Below are 25,468 nucleotides of genomic sequence, written 5' to 3'. Positions count from 1 at the left end.
TGCGCTGTAGTTTGGTAAGCAAGAGAAAAAGGTGTTATGAGAGTTCTATTGGTAGAAGATGATAGCTTGTTGGCAAAAGCAACTGCACGTGGTCTAGATCAAATGGGCTTTGTAGTTGACATTGCGAGCACAGCAGAGCAAGCGTACCATTTTTTAGTGAGTTATCATTATCACTTTATTCTACTAGACTTAGGTTTGCCTGATCGAAATGGGATTGAAATTTTAAAATCACTACGTCGCAAAAAGAATCAAGTTGGAATTATTATTCTGACTGCTCAAGATCAAGTTGATGATCGTATTACAGGTCTAGAGGCAGGAGCTGATGATTTTGTTGTTAAACCTTATGATTTACATGAGGTCGTAGCAAGGATTCATGCTGTATTACGCCGAATTTCAGGAGAGGTAGGGGACCTAATTCAGGTTGGAAATATTAGTATTAACAAAGCGAGTAAACAAGTACTGTTAAATCAAGTCGAAATTGAGTTGACACATAAAGAGTTTCATTTATTGGAGTTATTTACTCTCAATCGTGGTCGTGTAATTTCGCGTGAAAATATAGAAAATTCATTTTATGCTTATGACGTTGATGTGAGTAGTAATGTTGTACAAGTCCATATTCATAACTTGCGTCGGAAATTAGGTAAAAATATTATCCGTACAGTACAAGGTTTTGGATATATCATGGATGAACAGCATTAAATGGCTGATCCAATTCGCAGCTATTCATTAACCCAGCGCTTATCTATAATTTTACTGGCAATTACCACTAGCGTTTGGTTGGGTAGTTTAGGAAGTATTTATTGGGGAATGCAAAACACTGCCAATAATATTTTTGATAAGTCATTAGCAGAAACTGCTCATGCTTTATTGTCTACGACTCTAAGTACCCTAGATGGAAAAGTACCGCAGCATACAGTGATTGAAAAAGCTAAGGGTGAGCATTATGACCAAATTGTATTTCAAATTTGGCATCGTGATGGACAATTAATTTATCGTTCTATTGGTGTGGAAACACAGCCATTTGTTCAGCAAGATAATTTTGGTTGGATTAAACTGAATAATAATACTTATCGTAGTTATTCTGTTTGGGATAGTACGCATACAATACAGGTACAAATTGCGCAGGTTTGGACAATTCGAAAAGATATTCAGCAAGATATGTTGCTGTTTTTGATTTTGGTTTCAATCATATTTTTGCCATTATTATTATGGTTGATTATTTGCACGATCCGTCGTCATTTATTGGCTGTATATAGCATTAGTCAAAACTTAGAAAAACAATCCATTGAACATTTAAATCCAATTAAGCCAGTTGTACCGAAAGAAATAGAACCTTTAGTGAGCTCTTTAAATACCTTACTTAGTGAGATTGCTGAAAGTATGCAACGTGAAAAACGTTTTACCTCAAATGCCGCTCATGAACTCCGTACACCATTAGCTGCTATACGCTTACATGCCCAAGTACTTCAAAATGCACGTTCCAATGAGGAGTCTAAGGAAGCTGCACAGGACATTATTACAGGAGTAGACAAAGCATCAAGAATGATTACTCAGTTGCTTACATTAGCGAGGCTTGAACCGAATGCCACACAAAACAAAAGCAATATTGATTTGGTAGATATTGTTAAAGGTACAGTTGAAATGATGGGTATTCAGTTCAGAAAAGCAGGTGTAGACTTACAATTGCATCTCACCTCAGTGTGCGTTTGGGGGCAGTCAGATCAGTTGGAAATTATGTTGAGAAATATACTCGAAAATGCCATTCTTTATCGTAGTTCAATACATAAACCTATTATTAAAGTCAGTTGTGGAAGTATTGGAAATGGTAGTTTTATACAGGTTGAAGATAACGGCATAGGTCTAGATGAAGCACAAATCCCATTTATATTTCAGCGTTTTTATAGAATAAATCAAGCCAGTTCTGTAGTAGGAAGTGGTCTGGGATTATCTATTGTGAAGCAGATTATTGACTCTCATTTAGGCAAGATTACTTTACAACGTGCAAATGCAGTTGGAGGATTGATTGTCAGAATTGAATTTTTCAAAAAATTGAATATTTATTAAAACGATAGTCAAAAAAATAGATTTTATCATATTGATTTATAAATTTAATTTAAATGCTGGCGTATATCGTTGTCCACTCATAATGTTCTCTCCTATGCAAAAAGAATAGACGAAATTTGTCTAGGAGAATGGTGGCAGTCCAGGGCCTGGTTCAAGCATGACTTGAGTAATACTCGGGCTGTGCTCATGATTTGCTTGAGCATTACTTGCGGATTTTCCCCAACGTGCTTGGGCTGCATTTTTGGTTTTATCAGATTTGATTTGAAATCAAAATATGTATAAGTTTTTGTAGCTCTCAGATTATTTTAAGTCATTTTTAAGATTCAAATTTTAGGCTAAAGCATATTAAAGTCTTTGAACTAAAAAAAATGCTTAAGCTGCCTTCTTTTCCCGGTCTACGCCAGATCAAACCCCTCAGCCTTGCACGCTTCAACCTGTTACTCGCCATTTGGCTGGGACTGGTCTTAAACTTTGCTTTCTATCAGAAAATCCATCAACTGACGCCTTATACCAACCTCAAGGCAGACGCATTATTGGCGGCTACAGTCTTGGTAGTTATCGGCTTGTACAATCTGGTCTTGCAGTGGCTGAACTGGAAATGGAATGCCAAGATACTGGCCAGTGTGCTGATCATTCTGGGCGGTTTTAGTGCTTATTTTGTCAATAGTCTGGGGGTTGTTATTACGCCGGACCAGATCCAGAATATGCTGCAGACCGATGCCCGGGAAGTCCGTGATCTCTGGTCAATACGGCTGGTGATCTGGACGCTGGTCTTTGTGATTTTTCCTTTGTGTATCGTCTGGATGCTGAACATTCAGCCTGCATCTTTCGGGCGTCAATTGTTGCATAAAAGCCTGAGCAGTCTGCTTTCGGCCGTATTGATTCTAGGACTGTTATTCTGTTTTTATGTCGATTATGCAGCCATCTTCCGCGAGCACCGCGATCTGAAGGGCATGATTTCCCCGCAAAATAGTATTGCATCCACCGTATCCTACTATAAAAAGAAAGCACCTAAAGCCAATTTGCCTTTGATTCCTTATGGTGAAGATGCCCATCTGCTGCAGCAGGCTCAAATACAGAAACAACCCAAATTGATGGTGCTGGTGGTTGGGGAGACTGCACGTGCCGAGAGTTTTGCTTTAAATGGTTATGCACGCAATACCAATCCTGAACTGAGCAAGTTACCGATAATTAATTTCAATCAAGTCAGTTCTTGCGGAACTGCCACAGCTGTTTCAGTACCGTGTATGTTTTCAGGGATGACACGTCAAAACTATAATGAACAGTTGGCTAGCCACCGAGAAGGTTTGCTGGATATTGCTCAGCGGGCCGGTTATCAGGTGACCTGGATTGATAATAATTCGGGCTGTAAAGGTGCCTGTGACCGCGTACAAAAATACCAGATTCCAGCCCAACTGAAACAGAGATGGTGTGATGCTGGTGGTGAATGTTTTGATGAAATCCTGGTGGATAGCCTGAAAGATTATCTGGCGCATCTGGATAAAAACAACTCGAAACCGCAGTTAATTGTACTGCATCAGATGGGCAGTCATGGCCCCGCATATTTCAAGCGCTCCAAAGCACCATATCAGCCATTTCAACCGACCTGTAATACCAATGCCATTCAGGGCTGCAGTACAGAAGAATTAAAGAATAGCTATGATAATTCGATTGTATATACAGACCATGTTCTTGCCGAGATCATTGAAACTTTAAAGCAACAGACTCAATATCAAACCGGTTTCTGGTATCTGTCTGATCATGGAGAATCTACCGGAGAGCACGGTTTATACCTGCATGGTGCTCCTTATAGCATGGCGCCCACGCAGCAAACCCATATCCCAATGCTGATGTGGTTTTCTGATACCTGGCAACAGTATAATGCCCTGCAGCTAAACTGTTTAAAAACACAGACCGGACAGGCACGCAGTCACGATCATCTTTTCCCCAGCTTATTAAGTATGCTGGATATAAAAACGCAAGTGATTGAAGCTAAAAATGATATGCTTGCACAATGCTCATCATCATTAAAAAACAGAGCTTGAAATGCATAAAATACTGATTATTGAAGATGACTTTATGATTGCCGAGTCGACTGAAACATTGCTTAAACTGCATCAGTTTGAGGTGTACTGGGTCAATAATGGGATTGAGGGTTTAAAACAATTACAGCAGCAGGTCTACGATATTGTGCTGCTCGATTTAGGTTTGCCAATGATGGATGGCATGTTGGTGCTAAAAAATATCCGGCAGAAGTTTCCGAATTTACCGGTATTGATTATCTCTGCCCGGGATCAATTACAAAACCGGGTAGATGGGCTGAATCAGGGAGCTGATGACTACTTGATTAAACCCTATGAGTTTGACGAACTGCTGGCCCGTATTCATGCCTTAATCCGACGTGCCGGCTTAAAAAATACTGTGACAGATATGAATAAGAAATTATCACACAGTGGGCTGGAACTGGACCTGGAACAGCACATCGTATGCTTTAATGGTGAACCGATCGAGTTGTCTAATCGGGAATGGTCTATTCTCACTGCACTCCTCATGCATCCTAGCAAAATTTTTTCTAAAAACGATTTAGAAGACAAACTTTATGATTTCGATAGTGATGTAAGTAGTAATACTGTGGAAGTCTATATTCATCATCTGCGCGCCAAATTAGGAAAAGACTTTATACGGACGATCCGTGGTCTAGGATATCGCTTAGGATAGAGCATGAAGCCAAAACGTTATTCCTTACAAAAACGTCTAATTATTTATATTTCATTGTTTAGCGTGGTATTGGGCTGTGTACTAATCTTTGCAGCATACCGGATTGCACTTGAAGAAATTAATGAAGTCTTGGACAAACAGATGCAAAGTCTCGCAGAGCGCATTGCAGAAAATCGTCCAGAACCGCTACAAAGCAAGATCGATTTAGAAAAACAGTATAGTGAGGAAGATTTATTTGTAGATATCTGGTCTTATACACATACTACATTACATCCACAGGATGTTTTGGTTGCATCGGTCAAGAAAGCAGGATTCTATACGCATCAGACCCCTTACGGGACTTGGCTAACTTATATTATTCCTGGAGACCAATTGCAGATCCAAGTGAGCCAGCAAAAAAATGTCCGGCAAGAATTAGCATTGGAACTCGCAGCGAACATGTTTCTCCCTTATGTACTATTTCTTCCTTTTGCTATATTCGGTTTAAGCTGGGTAATTCGGAGAAATTTTCAGCCTCTTAATGATTTTAAAACAGAATTGGCCAGCCGTAAGGCTCAAGAATTAAAGCCGATCGCAATGAAAGATTATCCCTTGGAGCTGGAACCGACCATTCAGGAAATGAATTACCTGTTTGGCCGTATTTCCCTATCACAACAAGAGCAGCGCCAATTTGTAGCAGACTCTGCACATGAACTACGTACACCACTGACAGCTTTGAATTTACAGTTGCAGATATTATTACAGCAATTTCCACAAAGTGATGCCTTGCACAACTTGAGTCAGGGCGTCTTGAGGATGCAACATCTGGTAAATCAGCTATTAAGTCTGGCCAAACAGGAAGTCACAGATGGTTTAACTGAGCCTGTACAATCCCTGTCTCTGAATCAAATGACAGTCGCCTGCATTGAGCAATTGATCCAACTGGCACTACAGAAAGAAATTGATTTAGGGGTGGAGCAGCAACAGGAACTGTTGATTCACGGCCAAGCTTCGGCCTTGCATTCAATTATTTATAACCTGATCGATAATGCGATTAAATATAGTCCGAAGGATGGCGTAATTAACGTATCGATTTTCCAGCAAGGCCAGCAGGCAGTTTTACAGATCGAAGATAGCGGAACCGGGATTGATACTGCTCAATTCAATCAGATTCGGCAACGCTTCTACCGGATACATAATTATGCAGAAATTGGCAGTGGTTTGGGTTTGTCCATTGTAGATAAAGCCACCGAACGCTTGGGTGGAACACTAGAATTTTCCCGAAGTCTCAATCTGGGTGGCCTTTGTGTACAGGTCAAATTTCCTTTAGCCAAAGCCTAAGGGGATAGGCTTAGGGCTATTTGGGCGTTGAGGCTGCTTGATTAAACGCGCTAAGGAACAGTTTTTTCTATCTCTAATTTGTGACTAAATAGCGCATAGCCGATAACATTCAGACACCAGATAATCCAGCCAGTCCAAAGGTTATGACTCAGGAAATGCGCTCCACGCATCATTTGTGCCCAGCCCATGGCTAACCCTAAAATTACCGCAGCGATCAGAAAGAAATAAGCCCGCTTGGGGTTAGACATGCGATAAACAAAATAGCCAGCCATTAAGGAAAAACCGCTAGAGGCATGCCCTCCAGGAAAACAGTGGCCAGCAGTAGCACTAAAATCCCATAAAATACCATCATAAGTAGGAATAACCATATTCCAGGGACAGGCATGGGCTGACTGGGATTTTAAAATTCCGATCGAGGCTGTGGTCACTGCTACCATGCTAAAGAAATAGCCAAATTCCCAGCGCCGCGTATGCCAGTTCTGCCATTTTAGTGAGACCTGCCAGCCTAGAAATAATAGGATATACACCAGAATCAGCATGTCTTTAACATAACGATGATTAAGTTCTGCCAGCGCCCAATTTTGCCGAAGGGGAAATTGTCCCTGACCATCGATAAAGGGATAGATAAGCTGTAAATCAAGCACTCCTCCAATATCAAAGAAGTTCAAAAGAACCAAAAAACTGAAACTCAGTAGTAATATTTGATTTAGTAAAAAACGAGATCGCTCTGACAACATTTTAAATATTCCATTCTTGTCGTTGTAGCAAAAATGAGGTCACAATGAATGACCGATTAAAATGATGCCCCAAGTTACGGTAATTAAACTGAGTGCGACAAACTGAGCGGCACTGCCCATATCCTTAGCATTTTTGGATAACTCATGCTGTTCTATGGAAATACGATCCACTACTGCCTCAATTGCTGAGTTAATCAGTTCAACAATCAGTGCTAGCAGGCACACAGCCACCATGAGTGCTTGCTCAGCTAGACTCTCGGATATCCAAAAACTAAGAGGAATCAAAATCAGGTTAATTAGCACGATCTGCCGAAAGGCAGCTTCAGTTCGGAAGGCTGTTTTAAGACCGGCCGCGGAATAACGGGTAGCATTGAAAATACGTTGTATTCCGGAAGTGCCTTTATAGAGTGAACGATCAGGGGACATAGAAGTGATTCAGTTAAGACGAGATTTGATTAATTTAAGTTCTTAACCTTAAAACTCTCTTAAAAATGGATGTCGATTTGATCCGCATTTATCTAATCAGATTTATGATCTAGATGTGTATTTCAATCAGCTTTCATATAAAAAATTAATTTGAATGGATTGGGGAGAATTCACCTTTTGAATGTTTGTGTAAAAAAGCTGTTTATTTATTTGTCATATTCTGAAAATATTTCTTCAATTTCATCCCACTGTGGCAATTTACAATTTTTTTTATTCACTTCGAATTGTAAACCAACACCATCAAGCACACGTTCAAATATGTCAAATGAACCTGTAAAACGGCCATTTTCCATCTCTGAAATTGTTGTTTTATTGACTTTAGTTTTTTTCTGCAAGACTTTTCTGTGTGTGGCCCAATCCTTTTCTGGCCAAACGTATTTTTTTACCTATTTCACCTCGTGTAGCCATTTTTTGCTCCCCAAATTTGTTAGCTATATAGCAAACTTTTAACTAATAATAGTTAATGTTCGCTATATAGCAAACTTTTATAATGATTCTTGAATGGCTAAATTGAACTTATAAGATTCAATTTAGCCTCGAATTAAGTTAATAGAATCCATATATGTATGGCAGTTATCAATAATGAGGCAGTTGTATACCTCTTGAGAAGAGGAACTTCTTATACCTTAAATTTAAATTATTAGACAAACAATGACTTTTTTTGTGTGTAATAAGGCCTTGTATATCTTAATATTTACCCTGAAGCCGAAGCCCTTCGACTACGTTTAATATAGTAATTAATCCCTGAGTAGTCTGAATCTGTTCTATTGGAATGCCTTTGGTTAACTTATTTGGTGCCTTCATAAAATGCTGCATCCATTTAGCCTCTCCACCTGTTAAAGCATCTAGTGATATTGCAATACGAATTAAAATAATTGCGAGCTCTCCCTGACTTGAATCAGGATCTAACTCAAGCGAATTTAAAGTTTCTATTGAATCTAAATTGAGAATGATAGCAAGCTGGCCCTGTGTCAAACCAAGTTGATTTGCAGATGATAAAACAGCTTTAGCTAATACCTTTTTTTGTTTTGCAATTTTTTCTGGTGTTTTATGCATGACTGATCTCTGTTTCAGACGTTGCTGATATCTAGAGTTTATACTATTTGATTACCATTTCTCATAGTTCAAATTTTTATTACAAACAGCTTAAAGATGAGAAACTATCATGAGATACATCAGTAATTTGAATACCCCAAGTGCTTTTGCCTCTTTACCTTTGAAGCAGAATTTAATTCGCCTTTCATTTTCATTCAGGCTGAAGTTTTCTGCCCGTAATGTTAAATCCTGTAATGTCTTTTTGAGCTCTGTCTTGCTCTGCTGAGAGAGTTCTAAATGAAGATATTTTTTGGGAAATAAGCTATGAATAAAAGAAAGAAGTTTCTTCAGTTGCCGTTTTTCATTCAGTTCAAAAATTAACTGGGCTGAATTTGGCTGAACTTTTTCAAGATAAATTGAGTAGATCATATGAAGCTGTTTTTTATATTTACTTTGTACATTTGCATAACGCTCCTGGACATGGTGAATGACCTTTTTCTCCTCCTGATTGGTTGGCAACATGGTAACTAATGCAGCAGGAGTTTTCCTTAAAAAATCTGTGGTAAATAACCTCGATGATTTTTTTTGGTTTACACAGGAGGTTTTCAAATGCAGGGCTCTGGCACGTAATTTTTGTGCGATTTGCAAAGGAATGCCTTCAGGTAACAGAAGATCTTGCTCTTTTTCTACTGCAAGAATGTGATGCAATAATTCAAAAGTCATCTCTGAGTCATGAGCTCCTAGCATCAGTGAATCAGGCGATTTCTGTTGCCTTTGTTGATATTGATGATCATGTTGCCTGTAACGGTCTTTAGTGAGTTGATCAAATAAAAACTGTTTGATCGCCCGCTGCTGAACAGGATATTTAATAGAATCATCATGTTTCAGAATATTAAAATAGGCTTCTTTAGGAAGCGGGCTGTGCATTTGATTCAGCTGGTAGCTAATTGCCAGATGCATTAAATGCAGATAGCTTGAACAAGTGGTTTCAGGCGTTAGGTGCCCGGCAAAATGAGAGAGTGCATACCAGGTTTGCTGACTATTTCTGTTTCGCAACAATGCATAACGGATACGTAATTGCTCATGTGGGCTATAGTCAGTAAATGCATCTGCAAGTGTTGAGTTTTTTAAAATCAGGTAAAGATGATTAAATGCAGAATGGCGCAGACTATGGTAAGTAAAATTGTGTTCTCCAAAAACTGGTTGGATCAATTGTTTAAATAGGGAATTCACTTCATTTTCATGAGTTTCCTCTAAGGACTGTTTTAAAAATAGCGGTTGTGCAACTGATTTTCCTTGTTTTTTTAGCAGACGTTTTCTATTCTGACTATATGTTTTAAATGCATGTAATTCGTCGGCTTTAAGTAGATGATGCAGGGGAATTTTGCGGTAAGCTGAGTAGCTTTTTTGATTTTTATTGCGATTGTTGCGAATGGTGAGTATCACTGCATCTTCACTAATAAATAGATCACGTACGAAGATATTTAATGTTTCATTGATCCGTAGTCCGACTCTGAACCCTAGAATAAAAATCAGTTTAAATATATTTTTATCCTGAATCGAAATATCTTGAGTATTTTCGAGCTGCTCTAGCACGTGGTGAAAAATATGGGGCGAGATCAATGCTGTTCTGCAGATTTTTACCTGGATTAAATTATCTAGATCGATAGTAGGTGCTTTAAAAAATAAGGTCTGTTTGTGATGAAACTCCTGTAGACGTTTTTGTAAAGTCGCTCTAGTTGTTTCTTTCTTTAATAAAAGCATTTCTCCATACAGATCTTCAAAATCAGCATCTGAAAATGATGAAATATCTTTGTCTTGCGTTGCCTGCAGCCAATGGACTGCAAACTGTGAAAACATGGTATTTAGAGAACTCTGCTTAATTGGCTGAAAATCTGCTTGTATAAGCTTACGTTTAAATCGTTGCAACTGTTGGATAATTTGATTAAGGCAGTCAAGTTGTGCCTCTGTTAATTTTGAGCGCAGAATAGTCCATAGCAGTAAACGCTCCAAGGCTGGAGGTTGTTCCTTGGCATATAATTCTATGAGTCGATCGCTATAGTTTTTTGCACGAATAGCTTGACGTATTTCTACTAAAGCATCAGCTATATCCATTGAAATATTGGTTATAGAGGGAGCCTGATGGTTTTCACAAGTATTCTCAATCTTATTGTTATTAGGATGAGCTTGTTCAACCTGAACAAAATAAGCTGCTAATTGTTTTTCGAGAGGACTGGAACTGTAAATTTCATTTTTTAAGATACAAATGGACATTTGATCCAGCCCGCTGTTTTTCAGGAACTGTGTATAGTAAAAACCGTATTTTAACAGGTCTTTACAACGCACCTTTTCCTCAGGGAAGCATTCAATAATACAAGCGTTAATCAGATGTTCTGCATCTTCAATATCCGAAAATAAATCAAATTTTTGATGTTTTAGTCTGTAGATCCAGCATTTCACAATATCGTGTAGCACAAACGTTTTGGTATAGCTGACTGAAAAATCAGGGTTATTTATACGCTGATTACCGAAATTCCGGTTCGGGATATCAAGTGAAACAATATGATTCAGGTTTAAAAAACTTTGAAATTTCTTTGTTTTTAAAATGATTTTTAAAAACTTTTGCAGTTCGGCATGGTTATAAATGCCATTAAATAATATTGAACTGATCAAGCAGAAGCCAAGTGATTGGGTTGGACTGAAGTCATTATGTCGTGTCCAGTAAGCAATCATATTTTTGGCAAATTGATTAACTTTTTTACCATGTTTTAAGGTTTCAATATTTTGTAGTGGCAGAGACCTTTCGTGCCTCACGGGGGCAGCAGGCACCGGATAGTGGTGATCCGATGAAAGATTAAAGCGCTTGATATATTTAGCAAATTCTATACGTGCTATTTGGTAGCTTCGGATATTGGATTTACAGCGCTCTAAAAGCCGGTCATCAATTTGTCGATAAACTTCAGGATAATTTTCAAGTGTCATCTCTGAGCATTTTTCGCTAAATAATTGCAGAAGAAACGCTTTTCTCTCTCTATGTTTCTTTAATCGTTTGAGCGAGTGAGGATGTTTGCTCATGTAATCATTATTCCTGTGAAATTTGACATGCTTTTAAGTTCTAAAATTTCGACCAGCTTGTCTTGTGCTGCTCTAATTTGATCGTAATCTGTTGTCTCAAAACCTGAATAGCGGTTAAACAGTTCCTGCATAGCTTCGTCATGACCAAAGATGCCTTTTATTAGATCTTCATTGCAGTATTGGGCAAAAAAATAGCGAGCGAAGTGGCGGGTCCAATTGCGCTGTAATGCTATTTCAGTACAGTATTTTTGAATATCAGAAAGTTCCAGATTTCGGACATATCCTTTCGAATCGTAAAATAAGAGCAAGAGATGTTCACCATCGAAGACCTCTTGGATTGCTTGTACTTGTTCTTGCGACAGATAGGCTTTAGTGAGGTGCAGAAAATGTTTCAAATACTTTAGGTAATGCTGTATTTCATCACGGAGAAAATTATTAAAAGGTAAATAGCGTCCAATGGTACTCGAATAACGCTGCTCTTTATCTGCAACTGCCATCAATTGGTTGTCAAGGTCAATATAATCTAGATTGGGTGGGAAGGACTCACTCGGCCGTGCTGAAGTTGTCAGCATGCAAATATGCCAAAGCCAGATTGAATAATGATTTAAAGTCTGAAAGGGATTGGGATTATTCCGAACTTGGTGGTCAAGCTGGTAAAAAAAAGACTGGACGAATGGGAGATCCGGTACTTGCTGACTGCCAAACGTAATAGGGGATTTAAATTCCTCAATATATCCAGTGTCAAGCTGAGGACCAACCAGATCAAGTGTTTGAATATAAATATCTAAGATATCAATAATTTTTGTTGAAAAATAATGGCATGGAGTGTAGTTGTTAACATTCTCCCCAGCGAATAATTTACTTTCTAACTCATATCCTAGTTCATTCAATGTAATATCACTGATTAAACGAGGAAGATTTTGAGCTGTTAAAGGGAAAGTAATATCATCGCTGATTCTACGTAGATACTCTTGCACATCAGAAGCAATATCAGCTTTATCCCAATTTTTTAACTGAAAGATTTGATCTAAATAAACTTTGGGTAAGGGTATTGTAAAAGAATTACCAATGTTGAGCATATATTCTTTTAATAATGCATCTTTAAATTTAGAGTTATCAATACTTTGCTTGAAAAAACAGTTTCCATGAGTAAAACGGATTTCTTTACTTTTTGAGCTTAGAAAGAAACGAGTTCTGAATACCAGTAGCTCTTCATAATGCGTGAAACTAAATACTGAGAATAAAAGCAATGCATGAATTGGAGAGTTTTCTGCCTGTTCTAATAAAATTTGCATAATGTACTGTGCAGTAGGCAAATCGAAGACATGAGGATTTGCCTTGCTCATTAATTCATTCTTGTTTTGATGCAGAATTTTGTTTTTGAGATTATTGATCTGAGCTGTAATAGAACATTGCTCTAGTGAATTGAATTCAAAATTATGGTCTTCAACTTTTTCTATAGTTTTATCCTCACGTGGTTGTTTTGCTATACCGCGTTCAAAATGAGTCTGATGAGTTTGCTCATAATCGAGAGTTATTTTTGATGTCTTCCTAACATCGGTTTGAGGAGGCTCTTGGACGCTTGGATTATTTTGTCGGTGTCTTTTTAGACGATCTGATTGAGTATACGCATACGTATAAATAACGCGGATATTTGCCAGTTGTCCAATTTGTTTTGCTGTTAATTTTGGAGTAGAACGTTCAAGTAAATCTTTATTCTCTACTTCAGTTTCATTTAAAAACTCAAGCAGATCCTCCAAATCCATAGGAAGAGCTGGTAAGAAGCTATAAAGCCAATGGTATTCCCGCTTTGTGCTGGCTAAACGAAAACGCATACAAAGATTAGCTACAGTGGAGGCATGTTCTTGGCTATCAAGCGATTCAATACATTGAGTATTGAAAATGGCCCATTTCAGTGCATTAGCTTGATAGGCTGAAGGGGTGTTGATCACTGCAACAAGGTAATGAACCAAAGGATATTCACTGATTGATTTGTCTGCAAGTTGTTGATTTATAATATTGTTGATTTCAACGATTTCAGTAGGTTTAATGAAGTCATTGAGTTTGATTGAATCCTGATAATTTTCCAGCTTTGCTTTTGCTAATTTTTTATAGAAGTCTCGAAATGGCTCAAGCTGTAATGCCTGAGTATCTACTAAATAACTATATCCGTTCATGATGAAATTCCCGCCAGAATTTTTTCTAATGACAATGGACCTGTATAATTTGAAATAGAACTTACCGGACTTTTGGATTTAGACAGCCCTGATAGTTCTCGTAGATGATTGACAGTTAAGGCTTCCTGACCGAAAACTTCCTGAAGATGTGCAGCTAAGTATTGTTCATTTAGCCAATGTGCGATGATATCTAAGCCATGAATTGAGTGATGTAATCCGGAACACAGTAAGCCCCTTACTTCGCTTAAAGCCTGGATGGTGAATTCGTAGGAATTATTTTTCTCATAAGCTCTGAACTTCAATTCAGTTTTGTTTTTATGGTGAAAATGAGCATAGATCCAGCTGAAATGACTACTAAAAAAATAGAGATCCGGTTTATTAGTTGTAAGGAGTGGGATGTCGACATGCTGTTTAAAAGTAAAATCCAAATGATAGTTTTGCTGTTTTTCATTAAGCTGGAAAAATAAGGCGATCCAAACTTGGTAGGCGTGCATACTGTTTGGATAGCATATTAATTGCAGATTTTTTGTGGGTACGCGGTAATAGGATATGCTTTTCTTTTTTACAGACATACAGTGATACTTCCCCATATTTGTGCCAAATGGCTGAAAATAAAACAATAATATTCATATAATTTTCAATAGTGGGACAATGGCTAAAAATACCATATATTGTGTTTTTATATTATTTAAATAACTATATATAGTTATTTGTTGTTTGTAAAAGTGTGATTTAAATCAAAAATAAATAAGTTTTTTCTAAGCAGGGGACAAATTTAACTTGATTGATACCGGGAGCCGTATATGGAAATTAAACAACTGAAACAGGTAGAAGTCGTTACCGATGTTTTATGTGATGTATGCAACCAATCAACGAAATTGGAGTTTGGAACTTTATCGGCACATTGGGGCTATGGCTCCAGGCATGACGGGGAAAGATATGAGTTGCAGTTATGTGAGAAATGTTTTTTTTATGCCTTGGCGACATTAAAAAAAGAGCGAGCAGATGAGTTTATGTTTGATGAAAATTTTGACCCTTCGACCCTAGATGGGTTTGGGTTGAAGTGAACCTATCATCGTGACAGGTTCTAAGAATCCAGAAAATACTGACTCAGATTCAAGCCAGCAACTTCATTTTTAATGGCGAGTAAGGGATTCAGGAAAAATATTGCTCTTTGCTTCGATGTCACTGAGTTCAGAAAAGGCTTGAATACCGCCTGCGGCTTTAATTGCATCTAAAGCGACAGATAGAGCTTCCTGATCTGACAGGAACGTTTCATCCCATACGGTAGAAGTACCACTTTGGCTCACCACTTCCAGTGTCCAGTCACTATCAGGTAATCGATAAATTAGAATTTTAATTTGCTCATTATCCTCTTGTAAAACATGAGATAAGGGAGAGTCGATTAAATCATTTTCATCATAATCCAGAGTACTGTCATTATCAGACATCAGCGGCAGCCTTTATTGTATTTAACATCCGTCCATAGTAATGAATGAATGAAATTTTGCCTAGCGGAATGAATATTATGGGTACAAAGCGCAGCTAATTCTAAAAAATAATAGCCCCGACAATAAAACAAAATAATCCAAAAAATACCCAAATCCAGACATTCGATTTGGGTTGCTCGGTATCTGATGTATAGACAGATTGTTGTTCCTGAGCAGGATTTTTTTGGTTGCCAGCTCTGTTCGTATAAGGTCGATGCTTTGAATAAGATAAGCCTGTGCCTGGAATACCAACGCTGGTTCGGGTGCCTTTTTTGCCAATATTTAAAGAAGCACCAGGTTTGCCAATGCTTGCACTGCTGATGCCTTTATGCGTCAGATTGATTTTTAATCCAGGTAATATTTTAATACTCTTACGAAATCTGAAGCCCATATTTTTTCCATTTACAAGAACCAGTTTGGTTTCTATCTCAGTTGTCCGGATACAGTGAAATAAGAGTTTGATTCATTCATAGGACTGATCATTTGACTTATCTAGTGAAATATCAGTATGTTCTTTAACATAAGATATTGGCTTTTAGACAATGAATCAAACATCAAATTATTACAATCAACATGCTCAAGCATTTTTTGAAAATACCTATCAGGTTGAAATGGAAAGTCTTTATGCACCATTTCTAAGATATTTGCCGGAACAGGCATTGATCCTGGATTTGGGCTGTGGCTCGGGGCGGGATACTTTGGCATTTAAGAAAAAAGGCTATCAAGTTGAGGCAATTGATTATTCTACCGAGCTGGTTGAAAAGGCGAGAGAGCTGACAGGCATCGAGGTACGTCAGCAAAGTTTTTATGAGCTGAATGAAGTAGCTAAGTATGATGGGATTTGGGCCTGTGCTTCTCTTTTACACTGTGAAAGAGATCGCCTGACTGAAGTGCTGGCGCGCATATTTAAAGCATTAAAGCCAAATGGTGTGTGTTATATGTCTTTTAAATATGGAAATACAGATCGTGAGAAAGAGGGGCGTAGCTTTACTGATCTAAATGAGCAGCAAGCTCATGACTTACTCAAACAAATCGACCAGGCTTTACTTTTACAGCAATGGATTACAGTAGATAAACGTCCAGACCGTACAGAAGAGTGGTTAAATATCCTGATTAGAAAAATGCAGGCTTAGCCATGTTGTTTAGTACAGCTGAAATACCAACACCTCAAGAACAGCTGAAATTTTTGAAGCATATTCAGCAGATATTGCAGTCAGGGACTTTTACTTCGACATATAAGTTTGCTTTGCTGATAAGTATCACGCGTCTGGCGATTGAACAGGGTCAAGATACTGGTGCTGCCTTGCATTTGGAATATCAAGATATTGCTGAAAAGTTTATTGACCTGTACTGGAAACAGTCACTGCCGTTTCAGTTTAACCAGTATGAGCCTTTTACTATTCATCAAAGCACTGGTAAGCAGGCAAAGATCATCAGTGAAATTCAGAATGCACAGCAACAATTCAAAACGCTGGCTGCGTTAAGAAAAGACCAGTTTCACTGGAATCAGCTCAGAAAAGTGGTTGCAGCGACCGTCAAGCAAATGCCGGTGGTGTATTTGCAGAATCTGAATGGTCAAACCGTAGAGTTTCTCTATCATCTGCAGGATTGCAAACAGTCACTTAAGCTGTTGCCCAAGGTGATGTATTGCTTAAGACAATTCAGTGAAATTATTGAAGAGCTGTGCCAGAAGCGCTGGATTGATTTTGTCCGACTGAACAAGCAGAACCTAGTTGTACTTGATGGCTTGCCTGACCTAGATGAATTCATGTTTGCTCCAAGTCGTAATCAATTGGGGCAGGTCGCGGACTTCTTAATCGACTTACAGCAATGCCAGTGTTTTTACTGTGGCAAAAGCCTGAAAAACTCAAAATATGCTGTGGATCATTTTATTCCTTGGTCTCTATATCCTGCCGATACCGGGCATAACTTTGTTCTGGCGGACGACAAATGTAATTCACAGAAAAGCAATTATTTGGCATCCGGGCAATTCTTGGAGCAATGGATGGAACGTAATCATCTGCATGATCAGGCGATTAGTCGGGAGATTTCGCAACTCGGTTTTTTGACTGATCTGCAGCGTTCACATCGGGTTGCAGACTGGGCCTATCAGCAGGCGATTGAGCATGAGTATTTAGTTTGGTTGGGGGGCAAAGATAAACAGATATTGGCTCATCCTATATCTGGTGTCTTTTGAGACCGTTATTCTTTGCAGAGATTCTGTTATCCCAAGACCAATATTTTCAAGAACAAATTGAATATTCAGCAAGATAGTATTCTATAGACAGCTGAATTAGAGCTTTCAGCCCTTACAGACTTTTAACTGGAGGCCTTCATTCTCACAATATGCTGCTACAAAATTTAGAATATTCACCTGTTTGGAGATTGAATTGACAGATCACTTGGCTTGAGCACGGAAATTTATGTCCTTTTCCATCTTTTTACTGCTACATGATTTAGAATTTTAGGTAAAATCATTTGATTAATGATTCACTTAATTGGACTTCTATAACAATGACCCAGGTGCAACTGCAACAATTACAAAAACAACTTTGGAATATTGCCAATACTTTGCGCGGCACCATGGGCGCCGATGAATTCCGTGATTACATTCTGGGTTTTATTTTCTTTAAATATTTATCAGAAAAGTCGGTGAAATTTGCCAATGAATTGCTCGATGGCGAAGACCTCAGCTTTTTAGAATTAGATGAAAATAATCCTGAGCATGTGCCGTACATCGAAGAAATTAAAAAGAATGCCATTGCCGAAGTCGGTTATGCGCTCACACCAAAACAACTATTCCATACCTTAGCCGAGCGTGGTCGTCAGGGCGAATTCATTTTGGATGATTTAACTGCAACCTTAAAATCGATTGAACAAAGCACTTTAGGCACCGACTCTGCCGATGACTTTGCCAACCTGTTTGAAGATTTGGATCTAAACTCGACCAAGCTTGGCAATAATGCCAGTGACCGTAATGCACTGGTGGCGAAAGTCCTGAGTCATTTAGATGATATTGATTTTGATATTAGTAATACTGAAGCCGATGTACTGGGTGATGCTTACGAGTACCTGATTGGTGAGTTTGCCTCAGGCGCGGGCAAAAAAGCGGGGGAATTTTATACACCGCAAACCGTATCGACTTTACTGGCGAAGATTGTCACCCAAGGCAAAGACCGTTTACGTTCAGTCTATGATCCGACTTGTGGTTCGGGTTCGTTGTTACTACGGGTAAAACGTGAAGTTAAAGATGTCGATATGATTTACGGTCAGGAAATGAACCGTACTACCTACAACTTGGCACGCATGAACATGATTCTGCATGATGTGCATTTTGCCAAGTTCGACATCAAGCAGGAAAATACTTTAACCCGTCCGCAGCATTTAGATAAAAAGTTTGATGCGGTGGTGGCGAATCCGCCATTTTCTGCAAAATGGTCTGCCGATCCGTTATTTTTACAAGATGAACGCTTTGCCGCGTATGGCAAATTGGCGCCAAGTTCCAAAGCCGATATGGCTTTTGTACAGCACATGCTGTATCAACTGGATGACAATGGCACTATGGCGGTGGTGTTACCGCATGGCGTATTGTTCCGTGGTTCGAGTGAGGGCGTGATTCGTCAGTATTTGATTGAGCAGATGAACGTGGTGGATGCCATTATTGGTCTACCCGCCAATATTTTCTATGGTACTTCAATTCCGACCTGTATTTTGGTGTTGAAGAAAAACCGTGAGCATAGCGGCAATATTTTGTTTATTGATGCCAGCAATGAGTTTGAAAAGCAGAAGAATCAAAACAAGTTATTGCCTGAGCATTTGGATAAGATTGTTGCGGCATTTGAACAGCGTGAAAATATTGAAAAGTATGCGCATGTGGCGACCTTGCAAGAAGTCAAAGATAACGATTACAACCTGAATATTCCGCGTTATGTAGATACCTTTGAAGCGGAAGCCGAGATTGATTTAGATGCGATTGCAAAACAGCTTCAAGCTTTGGAAGTTGAGAGCCAAAAGACCGATGCCATCATTGCAGATTTTTGTAAAGAGCTAGGCATTGTTTCACCGTTTGCGGAGGTGAAGTAATGGCTGCGCCAAAGTTAAGATTTAAAGAGTTTGATGGGGACTGGAACAAAAATACTATTGGTAATTTTGTATTAAATTACAAAGGTGGTGCATCTCTAACACCAGCAGATTTTGTAGAATATTCAGATTGCGAAGTTATTCCTAAAAAAGCTATATCTTCTGGTGGATTACTTCAATTGGATAAAGTTGTTCCAACTTTTTGCACTCTTGAATTTTTTAATTCAAATCAAAATTATATTGTAGATAGTGAATATTTAATTACAACTCTACGAGATCTTGTGCCTAGTGGTCCAAGTATTGGTTATATCGTTAAATATGAAAGTAATAAAAAATATATTTTAGCTCAAGGTGTTTATGGATTCAGAATAAAAAATGATCTTAATAGAGATTTTTTAATCCAGTTCTCAAATACTTCTAAATTTAGACTACATATGCAATCTATCATGGTTGGCAGTACCCAAGTGCATATTAGAAATCAAGATTACTTTTCTACTGAGCTTTATACTCCGTCGTTACTTGAACAAACCAAAATTGCTTCTTTTCTTTCCGCAGTGGATGAAAAGATTAGCCAACTCACCCAAAAACATGAACTGCTCAGCCAATATAAACAAGGCATGATGCAAAAGCTGTTTAGTCAGCAGATTCGTTTTAAAGCGGATGATGGGAGTGAATTTGGGGAGTGGGATTTTATTGAACTAGGTACAGCTACTGATGTGACCAAATTAGCAGGCTATGAGTTTACCAAACATATTGTTTATAAAGACTCAGGTAATTTAATTGCTTTACGTGGTCTTAATGTTAAAAATAATAAATTAGATTTATCAGATGTAAAGTATATTGATGATAGTGATTTGAAAATGTTAGGTCGAAGTAAATTATATATTGATGATCTAATATTCACATATGTAGGAACGATTGGTGATGTCGCATTAATCCAAGAAAATGAAAAATTTTATTTAGCTCCTAATGTTGCTCGGATACGAGCTAATAAAGAGTTATTGAATCCTGTATATTTATTGCAATATTTTAATGAAACAAGTTTTAGGCGTAATGAAATCGAGAAATTTATTGCAACGAGTTCCCAGCCAGCTCTGTCAATGACAAATATTAGAAAATTTCACATAGCTAAACCTTGCCTAGATGAACAAACCAAAATCGCTAATTTCTTATCTGCAATTGACCAAAAAATTGAAGTCGTGGCACAGCAAATTGAACAAGCCAAACAGTGGAAAAAAGGCTTGTTGCAGCAGATGTTTGTGTAGGGGGAAAAGATGACCGATTACTTTCAAAATCTTGTATTGCAATTGCTCCAAGAACCCAGTGAGCAAGAATGGTTAGAGTTTAAAGAAAACTACCATAGTGCCGAAGAAATTGGAGAGCGTATTTCTGCCCTATCCAACGGTGCATGCATACGCAACAAGCGGTACGGTTATTTGATTTTTGGAGTGAAAGACCATGATCACAGTATTGTTGGTACTCATTTTAATCCCAAAAAACAAAAAGCCAAAGGCAATGAGGATTTAGAGTTTTGGTTACTGACACGCTTAAACCCACGCATTGACTTTAAAATTCATGAACTCGACATTGATGGTAAGCATCTTGTTGTATTTGAGATTCCAGCAACTAGCTATGCACCTGTGAGTTTTTTGCATGAAGCCTATATTCGTATTGGGAGTTATACCAAGAAACTCAAAGACTATCCTGAAAAAGAAAAGCAAATTTGGCAAAGCATGTCTTCGGATTGGAGTGCAGAGATTTGCCAAGATGCGACACTTGAAGATTTAGACCCGATCGCCATTGCTACAGCTAGACAGTTATTCATTCGGAAAAACCCACGATTAGCTGAAGATGTCCCAACTTGGGATGACCTCACCTTTTTAAACAAAGCCAGAGTCACAATTAAAGGGAAAATTACACATACCGCTATCGTATTGCTCGGCTTGCCTGAATCAGCACATTTTATTAATCCTGCGGTAGCACAAATAACGTGGATTTTAAAAAGTGCTGACGGTGTAGAAAAAGACTATCAACACTTTTACACGCCATTATTGTTAGCTGTAGATGAGGTCTATCAGAAAATTCGTAACCTAAAATATCGGTATTTGATGGATGGGACGCTTTTCCCCGAAGAAGTCGACCAATATGATCCTTATATTATTCGAGAAGCATTAAGTAATGCGATTGCCCATCAAGATTATCGTATGCGTGGGCGAATTACGATTGTAGAAAAAGAAGATTCAACTTTAACTTTTCAAAACTACGGTAGTTTTTTACCCAAATCTATTGAAAACGTAATCTTAAACGATACACCTGAACAGCAGTACCGTAATACCTTCTTGGTCAATGCCATGATGCAATTAAATCTAATTGATACCATCGGCAGTGGTATCCGCAGAATGTTCATCAAACAACGAGAAAAGTTTTTCCCTATGCCTGATTATGATTTCGCAAATAATCGCGTACAGGTCAAAATTACAGGTAAAGTTTTAAATATAGATTACGCAAGGAAACTTGCCGAACTTCCTGAATTATCTTTAGACAATATTATTGCCCTTGATCAAGTACAGAAGAATCATTTAATTAATGATGAAGATGCCTACGACCTTCGTAAAAAAGGGCTTATTGAGGGGAGAAAACCAAATTATTGTATTTCGGCAGATGTTGCACAGCATACGGATCAACAAGCTGAATATTTGGATATGCGTGGGTTAGATGATCAGCATTATGAAGGCTTGATTTTGGAATATTTAAAAAAATTTGGACAAGCAAAACGCTCAGAATTAGAAAAGTTATTGTTAGATAAACTTCCTCAGGTTTTAGATGAACCTAAAAAAATAAATAGAATCAGAAATTTAATGCAGAAAATGAGACGTAACGGCTTAATTAAAACTGAAGGAAAAACATGGAAAATAGCTAAGAAATAACTAAAAAATAACTAAACTTAGCTAAAATAGCTAAGTTTAGTTATTTTTATACATAAGTAATTGTTAAGTATTAAATTAATTCAAAGGAATAAAATGACATTCCAAAGCGAATACCAACTTGAAAATGAACTGATTAGCCAGCTCAAGCAATTGGGATATGCTGCGGTGACCATCAAGGATGAGAGTCAACTACTGTCTAACCTCAAAACCCAGATTGAACGTGCCAATGGACTAGCGCCACTATCTGATACAGAGTGGAAGCAGGTCATTAGTTTTCTGAATACCGGCACGGTATTTGAACGGGCCAAGAATCTGCGTGATCTGTTTCCAGTCAAATTTGACGATGGAACTAGCAAGCACATCTTTTTTCTGTCGGATGATCCAAGCAAGAACATCTATCAGGTCACCAACCAGATCACCATTGACCACCGCGACTATAATGGCAGAACCAGCCGTTTTGATGTGACTTTACTGGTCAATGGTTTGCCTTTGGTACAGATCGAGCTGAAAAAGCGCGGTATGGAAATCGCCGAAGCCTTTAATCAAACCCAACGCTATATTCGTGAAGCGTATTGGGCTGGGCAAGGGCTATTTGGCTTTATCCAGTTGTTTGTGATTAGTAATGGTGCCAATACCCGTTATTACTCCAACGGCACCACAGGCATCGAGTTTGCCTTTCCATGGGCGGATGTCGATAACAAACACATCAATGAAATTGTCGACTTTGCCGAAGCTTTTTTCAATCAGCAGCATCTGACCCAAATGCTGACTCAGTACATGGTGCTGCTAGAAACCACCAAAAGCTTGATGGTGCTGCGTCCCTATCAGATTTATGCAGTACAGAAAATTGTGGAGCATGTGCAAAACTCCGATCAGAACGGCTATATCTGGCACACTACAGGTTCAGGCAAAACCCTGACCTCATTTAAAGCCAGTCAGATCATCATGCAAATGCCCGATGTTGAAAAGGTCTTGTTTGTGGTCGATCGTAACGACCTCGATACGCAAACCTCACGCGAATTTAATGCTTTTAAAGCCGACAGCGTCGACAGCACCGATAACACATCGACCTTGGTAAAACAGCTCGATCAACGTCATGACAAACTGATTGTGACCACCATCCAAAAACTCAATCGAGCCATCAGTACTGACCGATATTTAGAATCGATTGATTATCTTAAAAATAAAAAAGTGGTCTTTATTTTTGATGAATGTCATCGCAGTCAATTTGGTGAGACCCATCAGAACATAAAAAAATTCTTCAGCAATGCACAAATGTTTGGTTTTACCGGTACGCCTATTTTTGAAAAGAATAGCCAAAGCAAAGCAGGTTTAAAACTCACCACAGACTACCTGTTTAATGCGTGTTTGCATAAATACGTGATTGTAGATGCGATCCGCGACCGTAACGTCTTGCAGTTCCAGATTGATTATCGTGGCAAATACACCGCCAAAGGCATGGCGACGAATGAAAGTTATGAGGAAGACGTAGAAGGCATCGATACCAAAGAACTGTATGACAACCCACAACGCCTAGAAATGATTGCCCGCTACATTGTCAATATTCACGATACCAAAACCCGTAATCGTGAATTTACCGCAATGTTCTGTGTCAGTTCGGTCGAAACACTGACCCAATATTACGACCTCTTTGAAAAGGTGCAGGCTGAAAAGCAAATTGAAGATGAAGCACAAGGTCGGATATTTAAACCGTTGACCATTGCCACCATCTTTTCGTATGCGGCAAATGAGGCTGTACCGACTGATGACTTAACTGGCTTGATTCATGAAGAAGCCGCAGATATTCCAACTCAGGTCAACTCATCCAGTCGGGATAAGCTAGATCGCTACATTGCCAATTACAACCGACAGTTCAAAACTAACTACAATTCTGGTGATCAATTTTATGCGTACTACCGCGACATTGCACAGCGCGTAAAAAACAGACAGATTGATATTCTAATCGTGGTCAATATGTTCCTCACGGGCTTTGACTCTAAGCCGCTAAATACCTTGTATGTCGATAAAAACCTAAAATATCATGGCTTGATTCAAGCATTCTCTCGTACCAACCGTGTCTATAACGATAAAAAACCATTTGGCAATATCATCTGTTTCCGCAACCTAAAACGTGCAACGGATGAAGCGCTGGCACTATTTTCCAATAAAGAAACCACCAAGATCGTCCTTGTTCCAAGCTATGCGGAAATCGAACAGGATTACCAAGCAGCGGTGAGCAAATTGTTTGCCTTAACGCCCAATTACCAATCAGTCGATGATCTTGTTACTGAAGAACAGCAACTGGAATTTATTAAAGCTTTCCGTGAAGTGATGCGCTACAACGCGCAATTACAAACTTTTATTGAGTACGATCAAGACCAAACACAACTGGATAAACAGCACTTTGCGAATTTCGCCTCTAAGTATGCTGACCTATGCCGTGCCGTTAGAAAGACGACCAAGAAAGAAAAAGTATCGGTATTGGATGATGTCGATTTTCAGCTGGATTTACTGCACAGTGACCGCATTAATGTTGGCTATATTATCAATCTACTACAGCTTGTTGTTGATACGGACTCAGAGGACAAGCGTCAGAAGTACCAAGCGCAAATTTACGATTTAATCAGTAGCGATATTAGTTTGCACGATAAGCAAGACCTCATTCAAAAATTCATTGAAGAAAACATGCCGAAGATGATCAATGGACAGAGCGTCCAAACGGCTTTTGCTGCATTCTGGGATGCTGAAAAAGAACAGGCCTATCAGCATCTTTGTAAAGAAGAAAATCTGAAACCAGAAGCGATGAAGCAGGTTCTGGAGCATTATGAGTTCACCAAACGCCTACCACGTAAAGAAGAGTTGAAGGACTTACCAAACTATAAGGTTAAGCTGTTTGAGCGGGAGAACGTGTTTAGCAATTTGCTGGCCAAGACCCGGAAACTGATTGAAAAGTTTTATGTGGGGTTTTAAATTGTCAAAGAAGTAAAGCACCTTAGTGGTGCTTTACTTCTTTAGGTGTATGCATTTGTTCCACCCTTTCTAAGACAGTGGCAGAGAACGGTGTCAACGGCATTCTAAAATTGACCCCTTTGACCTCGTATTAAGTTTCAACCTGTGGCTGAATCCCTATTCTTTTTTTATCCTTCAAACGGCTTTGTTGCACAAACCTATCTGTAAAGGCTTTTTCAGCGATATAATTTTCAAATGAAGAAGCCTACACACAAAATCTATTGCACAACCAATTGGCCCGCATATAACCGAGCACTCATGAGTCGCGGAAATATTGCCATTTGGTTTGATCCTGCTACGCAATGGTATGCTCCATCAAAAGGCAAACAAGGGCGAAATCAAACCTACTC

Annotated in this window: 20 protein-coding genes and 2 pseudogenes; 13 read left to right on the top strand and 9 right to left on the bottom strand. The window is 38.6% G+C overall.

The annotated features are described in order from the left end of the window. Positions 1-36: 36 nt before the first annotated feature. The 5 genes from FTT85_RS03355 to FTT85_RS03335 all read left to right on the top strand — a co-directional run bounded on the left by FTT85_RS03355 (position 37) and on the right by FTT85_RS03335 (position 6,102). The gene (locus tag FTT85_RS03355; protein ID WP_154320134.1) at positions 37-699 is read left to right on the top strand and encodes a response regulator; all 663 of its coding nucleotides are present in this window, start codon (positions 37-39) and stop codon (positions 697-699) included. Then, positions 700-2,064 carry an ATP-binding protein gene (locus FTT85_RS03350; RefSeq protein ID WP_004974307.1) on the top strand — a complete coding sequence of 455 codons (1,365 nt, stop codon included), beginning with the start codon at positions 700-702 and terminating at the stop codon, positions 2,062-2,064. A 368-nt stretch (positions 2,065-2,432) separates the two neighbouring features. Continuing rightward, positions 2,433-4,109 (top strand): phosphoethanolamine transferase, encoded by a 1,677-nt coding sequence (locus tag FTT85_RS03345; RefSeq protein ID WP_180006176.1) that lies wholly within the window; start codon positions 2,433-2,435, stop codon positions 4,107-4,109. A 1-nt stretch (position 4,110) separates the two neighbouring features. Continuing rightward, positions 4,111-4,782: a response regulator transcription factor gene (locus FTT85_RS03340; protein ID WP_151203559.1), complete on the top strand. Its 672-nt coding sequence runs from the start codon at positions 4,111-4,113 to the stop codon at positions 4,780-4,782. 3 nt (positions 4,783-4,785) lie between these two features. Then, on the top strand, positions 4,786-6,102 hold the full coding sequence (locus FTT85_RS03335) for an ATP-binding protein (RefSeq protein ID WP_151203561.1): 1,317 nt from the start codon (positions 4,786-4,788) through the stop codon (positions 6,100-6,102). A 50-nt stretch (positions 6,103-6,152) separates the two neighbouring features. Here FTT85_RS03335 and FTT85_RS03330 read toward each other — a convergent pair whose 3' ends face one another. The 7 genes and pseudogenes from FTT85_RS03330 to FTT85_RS03300 all read right to left on the bottom strand — a co-directional run bounded on the left by FTT85_RS03330 (position 6,153) and on the right by FTT85_RS03300 (position 14,106). Further along, positions 6,153-6,839, bottom strand: coding sequence for a phosphatase PAP2 family protein (locus FTT85_RS03330; protein ID WP_151203563.1), 687 nt, complete (start codon positions 6,837-6,839; stop codon positions 6,153-6,155). 39 nt (positions 6,840-6,878) lie between these two features. Continuing rightward, positions 6,879-7,265, bottom strand: a complete 387-nt coding sequence (locus FTT85_RS03325) for a diacylglycerol kinase (RefSeq protein WP_151203565.1) — start codon at positions 7,263-7,265, stop codon at positions 6,879-6,881. Positions 7,266-7,471: 206 nt separating this feature from the next. After that, a pseudogene (locus FTT85_RS03320) lies at positions 7,472-7,733 on the bottom strand (helix-turn-helix domain-containing protein). A 279-nt stretch (positions 7,734-8,012) separates the two neighbouring features. Next, on the bottom strand, positions 8,013-8,381 hold the full coding sequence (locus FTT85_RS03315) for an MbcA/ParS/Xre antitoxin family protein (protein ID WP_004974310.1): 369 nt from the start codon (positions 8,379-8,381) through the stop codon (positions 8,013-8,015). A 90-nt stretch (positions 8,382-8,471) separates the two neighbouring features. Continuing rightward, positions 8,472-11,435: a site-specific integrase gene (locus FTT85_RS03310; RefSeq protein ID WP_180182856.1), complete on the bottom strand. Its 2,964-nt coding sequence runs from the start codon at positions 11,433-11,435 to the stop codon at positions 8,472-8,474. Further along, the gene (locus FTT85_RS03305; protein ID WP_180073541.1) at positions 11,432-13,612 is read right to left on the bottom strand and encodes a hypothetical protein; all 2,181 of its coding nucleotides are present in this window, start codon (positions 13,610-13,612) and stop codon (positions 11,432-11,434) included. Before FTT85_RS03305 ends, FTT85_RS03310 begins: the two co-directional genes overlap by 4 nt. Next, positions 13,609-14,106 (bottom strand): hypothetical protein, encoded by a 498-nt coding sequence (locus FTT85_RS03300; protein WP_180073562.1) that lies wholly within the window; start codon positions 14,104-14,106, stop codon positions 13,609-13,611. The genes FTT85_RS03305 and FTT85_RS03300 overlap by 4 nt, the downstream gene beginning before the upstream one ends. 309 nt (positions 14,107-14,415) lie before the next feature. Between FTT85_RS03300 and FTT85_RS03295 the strand changes: the two genes are divergently transcribed. Further along, entirely contained in the window at positions 14,416-14,679 is a 264-nt protein-coding gene (locus FTT85_RS03295) for a hypothetical protein (RefSeq protein ID WP_168369839.1), read from the top strand. A gap of 69 nt (positions 14,680-14,748) precedes the next feature. Here FTT85_RS03295 and FTT85_RS03290 read toward each other — a convergent pair whose 3' ends face one another. Both FTT85_RS03290 and FTT85_RS03285 read right to left on the bottom strand, forming a co-directional pair. Then, a complete protein-coding gene (locus FTT85_RS03290) occupies positions 14,749-15,063 on the bottom strand; it encodes a hypothetical protein (protein ID WP_180073542.1) in 315 nt (104 codons plus the stop codon). A 100-nt stretch (positions 15,064-15,163) separates the two neighbouring features. Then, positions 15,164-15,493: a DUF4236 domain-containing protein gene (locus FTT85_RS03285; RefSeq protein ID WP_180073543.1), complete on the bottom strand. Its 330-nt coding sequence runs from the start codon at positions 15,491-15,493 to the stop codon at positions 15,164-15,166. Between the two features lie 151 nt (positions 15,494-15,644). On the opposite strand from FTT85_RS03285, the gene FTT85_RS03280 reads away from it, so the two are divergent. From FTT85_RS03280 to FTT85_RS03250, 7 genes and pseudogenes are all read left to right on the top strand, one after another. Next, positions 15,645-16,235, top strand: coding sequence for a bifunctional 2-polyprenyl-6-hydroxyphenol methylase/3-demethylubiquinol 3-O-methyltransferase UbiG (locus FTT85_RS03280; RefSeq protein ID WP_004895771.1), 591 nt, complete (start codon positions 15,645-15,647; stop codon positions 16,233-16,235). A gap of 2 nt (positions 16,236-16,237) precedes the next feature. Beyond that, positions 16,238-17,299: an HNH endonuclease gene (locus FTT85_RS03275; protein ID WP_180073544.1), complete on the top strand. Its 1,062-nt coding sequence runs from the start codon at positions 16,238-16,240 to the stop codon at positions 17,297-17,299. A gap of 317 nt (positions 17,300-17,616) precedes the next feature. Beyond that, a complete protein-coding gene (locus FTT85_RS03270; protein WP_180073545.1) occupies positions 17,617-19,185 on the top strand; it encodes a type I restriction-modification system subunit M in 1,569 nt (522 codons plus the stop codon). Continuing rightward, entirely contained in the window at positions 19,185-20,447 is a 1,263-nt protein-coding gene (locus tag FTT85_RS03265) for a restriction endonuclease subunit S (protein ID WP_180073546.1), read from the top strand. Before FTT85_RS03270 ends, FTT85_RS03265 begins: the two co-directional genes overlap by 1 nt. A gap of 9 nt (positions 20,448-20,456) precedes the next feature. After that, complete coding sequence (locus tag FTT85_RS03260) at positions 20,457-22,109, top strand: RNA-binding domain-containing protein (RefSeq protein WP_180073547.1); 1,653 nt, start codon at positions 20,457-20,459, stop codon at positions 22,107-22,109. Positions 22,110-22,202: 93 nt separating this feature from the next. Beyond that, the gene (locus FTT85_RS03255; RefSeq protein WP_180073548.1) at positions 22,203-25,079 is read left to right on the top strand and encodes a type I restriction endonuclease subunit R; all 2,877 of its coding nucleotides are present in this window, start codon (positions 22,203-22,205) and stop codon (positions 25,077-25,079) included. A gap of 234 nt (positions 25,080-25,313) precedes the next feature. Then, positions 25,314-25,468: pseudogene (locus tag FTT85_RS03250) on the top strand (IS5/IS1182 family transposase); the annotation flags it as partial.

Source organism: Acinetobacter sp. YH01020 (genome assembly GCF_013420275.1).
In the GTDB taxonomy this organism is placed as follows: Bacteria; Pseudomonadota; Gammaproteobacteria; order Pseudomonadales; family Moraxellaceae; genus Acinetobacter; species Acinetobacter amyesii.
The sequence above is the reverse complement of the archived record's forward strand: the minus strand, read 5'-3'. Positions and strand labels throughout refer to the sequence as shown.